Origin of the sequence: Marinitoga sp. 1154, from assembly GCF_013363285.1 — a bacterium.
Lineage (GTDB): Bacteria > Thermotogota > Thermotogae > Petrotogales > Petrotogaceae > Marinitoga.
The window spans coordinates 1-12503 of sequence record NZ_LBFB01000025.1 but is presented as its reverse complement, the minus strand read 5'-3'; the positions used below and the strand labels follow the sequence as shown (position 1 = coordinate 12503).

Genomic DNA, 12503 nt, shown 5'->3' with positions numbered 1-12503 from the left:
TTAATTATATTATACACCAAAAATAATAAATTTTGTGCTATAATTGGAATAACACGAAATTTAAATATTATGAGGTGGTAATATGGAGAGAATATGCGTTATTGTGGATTCCGGTTGTGATGTGCCAGAGAACATTTTAAATGAATATAATAATATAAGTGTTGTTCCATTAAGAACAATTATAAACGGTAAAGAATATGACGAAGGTTCTTTTGAGGAAAGTTTTCTATTTGATCATCTGGAAGAAAAAATCACAACATCTTTACCTAAACCAGAAAATATTAAATCAGCTATAGAAAATATGATTGAAAAAGGGTATAATAAAATAATAACGTTGAATATTTCAAAAAAGTTGAGCGGAACATTTAATTTATTTAAAATGATTTCAGATGGTATAAAAAAGGATAATAAAGATATTGAAATTGAAAATATTGATACGCTAAATATTTCCATTGGTTCCGCTTTAATAGTTATTAAAGCATTGGAATATATAAAAGAACAAAAAGGATTTAAAGAAATTATAGATTTAATAAATAATGATATAAAAAACGCAACTGTATTTTATATCGTTCCAACATTAAAATATTTGGCTCGTGGTGGCAGAATAGGAAAGGTATCTGCTATGTTAGGTCAAATTATGAATGTTAAACCTATAATATCTGTTAATGAAGAAGGAGTTTATTATACTGTATCAAAAATTAGAGGAATGAGTAAATCTTTAGAAGCGTTATATAAAGAGGTATTAAAATTTATAAATAATCAAAAATTTATAGCAGGTGTTGTAATTAGTGGAAACAATGAAAAAGTTAAAAGAATGCAAGAAGATTTAATATTAAGACTGAAAAAATTAGATGTTGTAAAAATTTTTAAAAGTAAGGTGTCAAGCACGCTATCTGTGCATACTGGTCCAGATTTAATAGGAATTGGAGTATTAAGAATAGGAGGTTGATTGTATGGAAAATGTTGGTATTATAGTGGATTCTGGAACAGATTTGCCAGAAGATATTATTGAAAAATATAATATAAAGGTAGTTCCTTTAAGAATAATAATAAATGATAAAGAGTATGAAGAGGGAAGTATAAGTGAAGAATTTTTATTACAGAGACTTGAGGATAGTGATGTGAAAACATCATTACCAAAACCTGAAGCAATAATTAAAGCTGTTGAAGAATTCATTGAAAAAGGAATAAACAAAATAATGACATTTAATATTTCTGGTAGTATGAGTGGAACATATAATCTATTTAAATTAACTTCAGAGTCATTAAAAAGTAAGTATCCAGAATTACAAATAGAAAACATCGATACTTTAAATATTTCAATTGGTGCAGGATTAGTAGCTTATCAGTCTATACGAATGCTTGAAGAAGGAAAAACTTTTGAAGAAGTTGCTAATTGGGCAAAAAATAATGCTAAAAAATCGAAAATATTTTTTATAATACCAAGTTTGAAATATCTTGCAAAAGGCGGTAGAATTGGAAGAGTTTCGGCAAAAATAGGTAAAATGTTAAATATTAAACCTATCATTTCAAATAGTGATGATGGAATATACTATACAGTATCGAAAGTTAGGGGATTAAAAAAAGCATATAATAAAGTGTATGATGAATTCTTGAAGTTTGTTAAAGAAAATGAGTATTTAGCTGCTGTTTATATAAGTGGAGTTTCAAAAGAAGTAGAAAAATTACAAAGTGAATTCTATGAAAAAATAAATCATTTAGAACATTCAATAGAAGTTTTTGTAGGGAAACTTTCGAGCACTTTAACAATACATGCAGGTCCAGATATGTTTGGGATAGGTGCATTAATAGTAGAATGAGGAGAAAACATGAATAATGTTCCATTATATGAAAAATTAAGGCCAAAGAAATTAGAAAATGTTTTAGGAAATGAAAAATTAAAGAATATGTTGAATACATGGATTAGTAATAATAAAATCAAATCGTTTGTAATTTATGGTCCGCCTGGATGTGGTAAAACCACACTAATATCTGCTTTTTTAAACGAATTAAATAAAAGTTTTTATGAAGTTTATACGATTTCTGGAGCATTAGAAGGCTCGAAAACATTAAAAAAAATTATATCGAGCTCTCAATCAACGCTTTTTAATAAACAAACAATTCTGTTTGTAGATGAAATTCATCGATTGAATAAAAAAGAACAGGATGTTTTATTACTTCATGTCGAAAAGGGAGATTTGATTTTAATTGGTTCAACAACAGAAAATCCTTCTTTTGCCATAAATCCAGCTTTGCTTTCGAGAATATTGATTTTTGAGATTTCAACGTTATCAGAATATGAAATAAAAATATTGCTGGATAAAATAAAAAGAATATATCCGCATATACATTTTTCAAAAGAATTAAATAAAATTTTAAAAGATTTTTTTTCTTATGACATTAGAAGGATTATAAATACAATAGAAGCATTGATAGATATGGGAATAAATGAAATAAATGCGAAATCATTTAAAGAAATACTGCCTGTTTTTGGATATTCAAAAGAAGATAAGTATGACATAATTTCAGCTTTTATAAAAAGTATAAGAGGAAGTGATCCTGATGCTGCAGTGTTTTATCTTGCATATATGCTTGAAAATGGAGAAGATCCTTTATACATAGCAAGAAGACTGATAATTTTAGCTTCAGAAGATATAGGGCTTGCAGATCCCATGGCTTTAAATATAGCAGTTTCGGCTTTTCATGCAACAAAAGAAATAGGATACCCTGAATGTTTGTATCCGCTAACAGAAGCAACAATATATTTATCGGCTGTTCCAAAATCAAATTCAACGCTTGAAACATATAATAAGGCAAAAATGTATATTGATAAAAAATTTGATATTCCAATGAAATTGAGAAATCCTGTAACTAAGTTTATGAAAAATAAAGGGTATGGAAAAAACTACAAATATCCTCATGATTTCGGAGGATTTATAAAAGAAACATATTTACCAGAAAATATAAGAAATACCCAGTTTTATAATCCAAAAAATATAGGTTTTGAAACCAAAATAAAACAAAGATTAAAAAAGTTATGGGAGGAGTTTAAAAACTATTAGGTGTTTTTATTCACATTTATTTCCTGTAATAACTCAATTTTATAGTCTTCTAACACTTTGAAAATAATTTTTTTATTGTATAATAGAATGTCTATTGTATCACCAATTTTAACCTCATAAGAAGGTTTTAGATTTTTACCATTCTTTTGTATTTTTCCAGATTTAGCTAATTCGTTTGCAATAGTTCTTCTTTTTATTATTCTATGTGTTTTTAAAAATTTATCAAGGCGCATATTAAACCTCCATGAAAATTTTTTCATAATTGTAAATTAAAAACCTTTCTTAATACTTGACATAGTACCTTAAAACAATTATAATATATTTAGCGAAAATTTTTAGTTACAGTAAAATAAATTAATCATAAATTATGAGGTGATAGAGTTGTCTGAGCCAGTTCTTATAGTAGAAAACTTAAAAACTTATTTTGACATAGCCGAAGGAACGGTAAAAGCAGTGAATGGTGTATCTTTTACATTGGATAAAAATGAATCTCTTGGAGTTGTTGGGGAAACCGGTTCTGGAAAAAGTGTAACAATGAAAACTATTATGGGGCTTATAAAAAAACCAGGATACATTCCAGAAGGAAAAATTTTATTTCATACAGATGAATTTAGTAAAGATGGAAAAAAAGAGTATATAGATTTAACAAAATTACCGTTACATCAATTTACAAGAATTAGAGGAAGACACATAGCGATGATTTTTCAGGATCCAATGACCTCTTTAAATCCTATGTATACTGTTGCAGATCAAATGATAGAAACAATAATGTATCATCAGAATGTTTCTGAATTAGAAGCCAGAAAAAGAGCAGTCGATTTATTAAAAAAAGTTGGTATTCCCAATGCAGATAAAAGAATTGACGATTACCCTTTTCAATTTTCTGGAGGTCAAAGGCAGAGAATAGTTATTGCTATTGGACTTTCATGTAATCCTGAATTATTAATAGCAGATGAACCCACAACAGCTCTCGATGTTACTATACAGGCTCAAATTTTAGAATTAATGAAAGATTTACAAAAAGAGTTCAATACTGCCATGATATATATAACACATGATTTATCAGTTGTAGCAGAAATAGCAGATAAGGTTATGGTTATGTATGGTGGTATGCAAATGGAAATGGCTGATGTAAATACTATATTTGAAAAACCAATTCATCCATATACCAATATGCTTCTTAATTGTATTCCAAGGCATGATGCTAAAAAAGAGGATCTGGAACCAATACCAGGACAACCTCCCATTATGCTTGATCCTCCTAATTTGTGTCCATTTTTACCAAGATGTCCAAAAGCAACAGATAGATGTAAAAAAGAGCTTTCAGAATTCAAAGAAATCGAGCCAGGGCACTTTGTTAGATGTTGGAATCCTATATTGGACACAAGAACGGAGGGAGATAAATAATGCTTTTAAGAGTAAATGATTTAAAAAAATATTTCCCCATAAAACATGGGTTTATAATTGAAAAAACGGTTGGTTATGTTAAAGCTGTTGATGGCGTTACTTTTTCACTTGATAAAGGAGAAACATATGGCCTTGTTGGTGAATCAGGATGTGGAAAAACAACAATTGGAAAAACTATATTAAGATTATACAATCAAACAGATGGAGAAATATTTATAGATGATAAAGATACAAGTTATTTCTTTATGAAAAGAAGCGAGGCAAAAGACTATTTAAAAAAGCATTATATAGAAGTATTGCATAGTGAAATAAAAAAGAAATCACAGTCACAATTTTTAAAAGATTTACCTGATTATAAAAAGCCGTATTTCGAATTTTTAATAAAAAATGGAGAAAGCAAATTTATTGAATATATGCTTTCTGACATAAAGGAAAAAAGAATGCATTTTAGAAGAAAGGTTCAAATTGTATTCCAGGATCCAACATCATCATTAAATCCAAGAATGACTGTGGGAACTATTTTATCTGAACCACTATTGTTTCATGGTATAGCAAAAACTAAAAATGAAGCTTTTGATATAGTTAAAGAAATTCTTGTAAATGTTGGTTTAAAGAAATATCACGTTGATAGATACCCTCATCAATTCTCTGGAGGACAAAGGCAAAGGATTGCTGTTGCAAGAGCAGCAATTTTAAAACCGGATTTAATAATTTTAGATGAGCCAACATCGGCGCTTGATGTATCAGTTCAGGCACAAATTATTAAATTATTAAAGGATTTGCAAACAGAATTGAATGCAGGATATTTGTTTATTTCACATGATTTAGGGGTTGTTAGATTTATTTCTAATTATGTTGGCATAATGTATCTCGGAAGAATGGTTGAATATGGTGATTCAGAAGATATATTTGATAATTTTAAGCATCCATATACTGAAGCATTATTAAATGCAGCGCCAGTTCCGGATCCGAGAAAAAGAAGAGATAGAAAACAGTTTATTATAAAAGGACAGGTTCCATCGCCAATTAACAGGCCAAAGGGATGTTTCTTTTCACCAAGATGTAAATATGCATTTGAACCATGTTCTAAAAAGTATCCATCATATTATGAAGTGGGAAATAATCATTATGTAGGATGTTATAAATTTGAATCAAAATCTTAACTTCAAGGGAGGGAGTAGCATGAAGAAACTTTTAGTTTTATTGTTCGTTTTAACTGCAGCATTAGCTGTGTTTGCCGAAGAAGTAGATTGGGCAATTGAAGACGTGTCAGGAAAACCCGGGGGAACATTATTCTTAACAACAACATCAGGTCCAAAGACTATGAATCCTGCCTGGGCACAGGAAACATCTTCAACGGATATTATAGGATGGGTATTGGACACATTGGTACATTCTTCAAACAAAGGTCTTGCAGAATTACCAGGATTGGCAAAAGATTTTTCTGCTAAGGTTACAGAAGATGGAAAAACTATTTACACATATGTTTTAAGGAAAGGTCTAAAATGGTCTGATGGGCAGCCATTAACAATTGATGATGTTATCTGGTCATTTGAAAAAATATGGTTTGATGAAAATATGACTGCAAATGGTAATGCTGGATACATGGATTCAAATGATGAATTGCCTCAAATAGTAAAGGTTGATGATTATACAGTTCAATTTGTTTATAATTCGAAATTCAGAAGAGGTCATGAATCAATAGGATGGACAGAGATTTTACCAAAACATATTTTAGAACCATATTATGAAGAAGGTAAATTCAAAGAAGCATGGTCATTAGCAGATATTGATAAAGTCGTATCATCTGGTCCATTTGTTTTAAAACAATATAAAGAAGGCGTTAGAGTAGTTTTAGAAAAGAACCCAAATTATTACAGAAAAGATAAAAATGGAGTTCAATTACCTTATTTAGATCAGATAGTTTATATTATTGTTAAAGACTTAAATACAGCAAGATTAAAGTTTGAAGCAGGCGAAACAGACATTTACTCACCAACAGCTGAAGAATTCCCTGAAATCAGAGCTATGGCTGATGAAAAAGGTTGGGTAGTAAGACAGGGTGGTCCAAACTTAGGTTCACAGTTTGTTACATTTAACTTCAATGCAAAGGATCCTGTAAAGAGAAAATGGTTCAGAAATGATCATTTCAGAAGAGCGATTGCTTATGCTATAGATAAACAAACATTGATTGATGTATTATACAACGGTTTAGGAGCAGCATTATATGGTCCTGTTTCACCATCATCAGGATATTATAATCCAGAAGTTGAAAACTTAGGATTCAGATATTCATTGTCAAGAGCAAAAAGAGAGCTTAAAAAAGGTGGATTTGTATTAAAAGGTGGAAAATTATATGATGCTGATGGAAATCAGGTTAAATTCGAATTAACAACAAATGCTGGTAACAATGTAAGGGAAGAAATAGGTAATATCGTTAAAGAAAACCTATCAAAATTAGGAATCGATGTTAACTTTGCACCAATGCAATTCAATGCATTAGTTGGAAAATTGGTAGCAACAGGTGATTGGGAAGCAGTTATTATAGGGTTAACAGGCGGTGTAGATCCTGCATCAGGTTGGAATGTATGGAGATTAGATGGTGGTTTGCATTTCTGGAATTATTCACCAGAAATTAAACCAAAGATGTTTGATGATGCATTAAAAGCAGATTATGTAGTTCCTGAATATGAAAAGAGAATAGATGAAATCATGAGATTACAGGTAAGTGCAGTTGACAGAGATGAATTACAAAAATTATTCGATGAATTCCAGATGTTAGTAGCAGAACATCAGGTATTGGTATACACTGTGGCACAAAATTACTTAATTGCTTACAAAAATACAGTTCATATCTTTAATCCAGAGCCAAACCCAGCAGCAGGAGTATTGTGGAAAGCTTGGAACATCTGGAAAGATCAATAATATTTTAATTTTTAATTTATTGGGAGTGGGGGAATGTGGAGTTTTCTCCACTCCTTTTTCAAATTAATGTGAGGAGGTTTTTTTATGCTTAAGTATATCATCAGAAGGATTATACTGGCTATTCCAGTATTACTTGGTGTTTCTGTTGTATCATTTATGATAATCTCTCTTGCACCAGGTGATTTTTTAGATAGCTATAGATTAAACCCGGCTGTAAATGCTGATCAGGTTAAAAATTTAGAAAGACAGTTTGGTCTGGACAAATCACCTGTTGTTCAGTATTTTTTATGGTTAAGAAACATGTTGCAGGGTGAATGGGGACAATCATTTACCTATCAAATACCTGTTTGGGACTTAATCTGGAGAAGAGTTGGAGCAACCTTATTACTCAGTATAACAACATTCATTTTTACCTGGGGGATAGGTATCCCGCTGGGTATATACGCTGCATTACATCAATATAGTCTTGGTGACCAAATCGTAGGTGTTATAGGATTTATAGGTTTATCTATACCAAACTTTTTCTTTGCTTTACTATTTTTATTCTTTGCAGCAAGAACAGGTGGAAAAATATTCCCTGTTGGAGGTTTTATCTCGTTGGATTATGATACATTTCCAGTATGGAAAAAGGCTCTTGATATATTCTGGCATGTATTAGGACCTATGATTACACTTGGAACTTCTGGATTGGCAGGAACAATGAGAATTATGAGAGGACAATTACTTGATGAATTAAAGCAAGATTATGTTGAGTTTGCAAGAGCTAAAGGAATGCCTGAGAATGTAGTAATTTATAAACATGCTTTAAGAAATGCAATTAATCCAATAATAACAGCTCTGGGTTTTTCTATTTCAGGGCTTTTAGGTGGAGCAGTTTTAACAGAAAATGTTTTTGGATGGCCAGGAATGGGACAATTGATTATTGAAGCTTTATTACAACAGGATATATTTGTTATAATGGCTAATTTAATGTTGGTATCTTTGATGCTTGTTATAGGTAATTTAATTGCCGACATATTACTTGCTGCAGTAGATCCAAGGGTACGTTTAAGATTAGGATAATGGAGGGAATATAATGGCTAAAAATAAAGATATAAAACAGGAAAAGCAGGATGTTTTTGAGAAGCAATTTTTATCTACGCCACAATTGGTATGGAGAGCTTTAAAAAGACATAAGTTTGGTCTTATATCAATGTGGATTTTGCTTATTTTATATATGATTGCATTATTTGCAGATTTCCTGTCACCAATGGATTATAGGGTACAACATATTCAATATAAGTATGCACCTCCTATGAAAGTATTCTGGAAGGATGTATCTGGTGAATTTGTTGGGCCTCATGTATATTTATATAAGAGAGTAAAGGATCCTGTAACCTTTCAAAGTATATTCAAAGAAGCTACATATTTTGATAGTTTCAAAGTATATGATGATTTAAATTTTGATACTGAAAAAGAAACTATAATAAAAATAGGCGAATATAATCCTGATTTTGAATCTACAATTACAAATTATCAATTTGTTTTAAATTATAATACATATGCTATTACCCAGGATGGAAAAAAATACAAGATTTTAACTGAAACAAAAACAGAACCATTAATTACATTTGATGAATTGGGTATAAAAAATAAAACATTAAGTAAAAATGAAGATGGTTTTTTGAATATTGATCAAATTCCTTTATTAAACGGTGAAGATGTTTTATTGAGCGTAGAAGACAGAGGAATAGCTTCAACTTTTTATTTTGTAGAAAATTACAAAACTAAATCAAAACTTTCAAGATATAATTTAAAACCAGAAGATATTAAAGAATTTAAAAAGTACGTTTCACTTGAAGCAATAGAAGTTGAAACAGAAGATGATTTTTATGAATATTACCCAGAAAATTTTGAAGGAGTAAATTTCAAAAAATTTAATATAAAGTTCTTCACCAAAGGTTGGGAATATAAATGGCTTGGAATAATTCCTGGAAATATTCATCTATTTGGTGTGGAAAAGAGTAAAATGCCATTTTTAGCAGAAGATTATGCTTCAAAAGATGGAATAATATATTTATGGGGCGCAGATAAATTTGGTAGAGATATGATAAGTAGACTGGTATTTGGAAGTAGAGTATCGTTAACCATCGGGTTATTGGGTATTATGATAACATTTACAATAGGATTGATGTTAGGAGGTACAGCAGGATATTTTGGCGGATGGATAGATGAAGTTCTAATGAGATTTACAGAAATATTAATGTCAATTCCAAGTTTTTATTTGCTTGTTTCATTAAGTGCAATTTTACCATCTGAATTATCACCAGCTATAAAATATATCTTAATTATTGTAATTCTTTCATTTATTGGTTGGCCTGGAATGACAAGGGTTATAAGAGGTATGACTCTTGGTTTAAAAGAAACAGAATTTATACAAGCTGCAGTTGCACTTGGATATCCATCAAGAAGAATTATCTGGAAACATTTATTGCCAAATACTGCAACGTATGTTATTGTTTCAGCAACATTATCAATACCGGGATATATCCTTGGTGAAGCTGGTTTGAGTTTCCTTGGCCTTGGTATCAGGGAACCTTCAGCAAGTTGGGGATTAATGTTATCTCAGGCTCAAAATATTACAGCCTTAACTAATTATCCATGGCTATTGTTACCTGGTTTGTTCATATTTATAACTGTTTTAGCATTCAATTTATTTGGTGATGCAATAAGAGACGCTCTGGATCCAAGAGCATTAGGTCATTAATATAAAAAAGATGATTCCATTGGAATCATCTTTTTTATATACTTTATAACTATATTTTTATTTTGTTTATGTTAAGAAAATTTGACTTTTTTAAAAAAAAGTGATATGATTATATTAGGGATCTTCCAAAGGAGGTGTTCTTATGGATTACAAACTATTTACTAAAAACATCGAGTTAACAGCTGCATTAGAAAATTATCTAGAAAAAAGAATGGAAAAAATTGATAGGGTTTTTAAAAAACATGACGATTTACTTATGAGCACAGATATCAGAGTTGAAAAAGAAAGGGAAATCTATAAGGTTGAAGTTACATCACATTTAAAATTTAAAGGTAGCATTTTAAAGGTTGAGGAGAGGGGTACGGATCTTTATGAAGTAATTGATAGAGTTTCGGATGCTTTTGAAAGAAAATTAAAAAAGTTCAAATCAAAATTGCAGAATCACGATGCACCTAACCCATTTAAAGAAATGAACAGTGAGATTATTGAAGAAGAAGAGGAAATATGGACAAAAATTAGTAAAAAAAAGCGTTTTGATTTAAATATGTATTCATTGGAAGAAGCTGTATTGCAACTGGAATTATTGGGTCATGAATTTTTTGTATTTAGAAACTCAGATTCAGAAGAAGTTAATGTTGTTTATAAAAGGAAAGATGGAAGTTTAGGGTTAATAGAATTTATAGGTTAATATAAATAAAGCGGGGAATTTCCCCGCTTATTTTATTAATAGAACATTGAATATCAGAATATTTAAATTTATTCAAAGAATAATTAATCGTATATTCCTATATAATTCACCTTCTGAAATATTATTTCTTAAATTTGTTATATCATAGTCTTTTTCATATATTGCTGGGACAAAAAAGAGAGTGCAATAGTTGTGTGATTATTTTAAAATGAAATTACTAAAATGTGATATAATTCAAGTGTATAAAAATCAAAAAAAATTAAACCGATACCCGCCGTAGGCGTGAATATTTGCGAAGCAAATATTCAAGTGTTTTTTTAATATTAAAATCCAATTTTTTAATCCAAAAACCCGCCGTAGGCGAAAATATTTGCTTTGCAAATATTTTAAGAATTTATTTTTTAAAATAAAATGATTTTATCCTAATCCCTACCGAAGGTATGAATATTTTTTTGAAAATATTGAAAAGTTTTTATTTAAAATCTTAAATTTTAATCCAAAAACCCGCCGTAGGCGTGTAACACCGGAGGAGAGCGACAGCTCAGAATTTTTTTGTTTTAATTCAAATCTAAAGTTTTTAATCCAATACCCTACCGGAGGTATGAATATTTTTTTGAAAATATTGAAAAGTTTTAATTTTAAAATCTTTAACCTTTATCCTATAACCCGCCGTAGGCGTGTAACACCGGAGGTGAATCATGAGAAGATTCTGCACGAGTGGACCTGTTGATAAAAAGACCTGTTATTACGTAGAGAGACCCGATATAATGAAAGAAGCACTTGATCATATAGAAAATTGGAGATACTTTACAGTATCAGCACCAAGACAAAGTGGAAAAACAACACTGTTAAAAGATATAGTTGAGAAAATAAAAGATAAATATTTACCTATTTTTATTTCTTTTGAAAGTTATGGAGAAAAAGGAAAAATTGAATTTTTAAGGACGTTTGTAAAGGATATAAATCGTTCATTAAAAGGTTTGTATGGTAAAATTATTGATTTAACTATACCGGGAAGTATAGATGATATAAGAAATTTAATTGAAGAGATAACAGAAAAAGAAGGAAAAGAAATAATATTGATGATAGATGAATTTGAGAAATTTGAAAATTCAAAGTTAATGAATCAATTTTTACATGTGATAAGAAATATATATCATGATAGAAAAATATATGGATTAAGAAGTGTAATATTAATAAGCGTAGGATATCTAAGCGGAATATTAGAAGACAATGCCAGTCCATTCAACATAGCAGAACATTTAGAAGTGCCATACTTTACCAAAGAACAAGTATATGATTTACTTTCACAACACGAAACAGAAACAGGACAAATTTTTGATGAAAAAGTAAAAGAATTAATATGGCATAACGCAGCAGGACAACCAGGATTAACCAATGGACTTGCATATGACTTAGTAATGAAAAAAGCAAAAGGAGAAAAAATAATAACAGAAAAACATTTTGAAAAAACATTATATGATTATATGAGAGTATATATAGACAAAAACATATCAAATATAATAAACAAAGCAAAAAAAGAAAAAAAATTAATGATGAAAATATTATTTGAACCAAATAATATAGAATTTAATATATATGATGAAAACATAAAATTCTTATATATAAACGGAGTAATAGACAATTGTGAAGGCATATGCTGTGTAAAAGTGCC

General features: G+C 29.7%; 11 protein-coding genes. 10 read left to right on the top strand and 1 reads right to left on the bottom strand.

Annotated elements, in window-relative coordinates; genetic code table 11:
* Positions 1-82: 82 nt before the first annotated feature.
* From XO12_RS09595 to XO12_RS09585, 3 genes are read left to right on the top strand one after another with little or no spacing between them, the layout of a single operon-like run.
* Entirely contained in the window at positions 83-949 is an 867-nt protein-coding gene (locus tag XO12_RS09595) for a DegV family protein (RefSeq protein ID WP_047266004.1), read from the top strand.
* Positions 950-953: 4 nt separating this feature from the next.
* Positions 954-1820, top strand: coding sequence for a DegV family protein (locus XO12_RS09590; protein WP_047266005.1), 867 nt, complete (start codon positions 954-956; stop codon positions 1818-1820).
* Positions 1821-1829: 9 nt separating this feature from the next.
* Positions 1830-3062, top strand: a complete 1233-nt coding sequence (locus XO12_RS09585; RefSeq protein WP_047266006.1) for a replication-associated recombination protein A — start codon at positions 1830-1832, stop codon at positions 3060-3062.
* Here XO12_RS09585 and XO12_RS09580 read toward each other — a convergent pair.
* Positions 3059-3295: a S4 domain-containing protein gene (locus XO12_RS09580; RefSeq protein ID WP_047266007.1), complete on the bottom strand. Its 237-nt coding sequence runs from the start codon at positions 3293-3295 to the stop codon at positions 3059-3061. The genes XO12_RS09585 and XO12_RS09580 overlap by 4 nt on opposite strands.
* A 148-nt stretch (positions 3296-3443) precedes the next feature.
* Here XO12_RS09580 and XO12_RS09575 point away from each other — a divergent pair, with 148 nt between their 5' ends.
* From XO12_RS09575 to XO12_RS09545, 7 genes are all read left to right on the top strand, one after another.
* A complete protein-coding gene (locus XO12_RS09575; RefSeq protein WP_047267312.1) occupies positions 3444-4469 on the top strand; it encodes an ABC transporter ATP-binding protein in 1026 nt (341 codons plus the stop codon).
* Positions 4469-5632: an ABC transporter ATP-binding protein gene (locus XO12_RS09570; RefSeq protein WP_047266009.1), complete on the top strand. Its 1164-nt coding sequence runs from the start codon at positions 4469-4471 to the stop codon at positions 5630-5632. Before XO12_RS09575 ends, XO12_RS09570 begins: the two co-directional genes overlap by 1 nt.
* A 19-nt stretch (positions 5633-5651) precedes the next feature.
* The gene (locus XO12_RS09565; RefSeq protein WP_047266010.1) at positions 5652-7394 is read left to right on the top strand and encodes an ABC transporter substrate-binding protein; all 1743 of its coding nucleotides are present in this window, start codon (positions 5652-5654) and stop codon (positions 7392-7394) included.
* Between the two features lie 84 nt (positions 7395-7478).
* A complete protein-coding gene (locus XO12_RS09560) occupies positions 7479-8456 on the top strand; it encodes an ABC transporter permease (RefSeq protein WP_047266011.1) in 978 nt (325 codons plus the stop codon).
* 13 nt (positions 8457-8469) lie between these two features.
* The gene (locus XO12_RS09555; protein WP_047266012.1) at positions 8470-10140 is read left to right on the top strand and encodes an ABC transporter permease; all 1671 of its coding nucleotides are present in this window, start codon (positions 8470-8472) and stop codon (positions 10138-10140) included.
* A gap of 142 nt (positions 10141-10282) precedes the next feature.
* Positions 10283-10828, top strand: a complete 546-nt coding sequence (gene raiA / locus XO12_RS09550; protein ID WP_047266013.1) for a ribosome-associated translation inhibitor RaiA — start codon at positions 10283-10285, stop codon at positions 10826-10828.
* A 698-nt stretch (positions 10829-11526) separates the two neighbouring features.
* A partial coding sequence (locus XO12_RS09545) for an AAA-like domain-containing protein (protein WP_175420194.1) occupies positions 11527-12503 on the top strand: 977 nt, incomplete at its 3' end.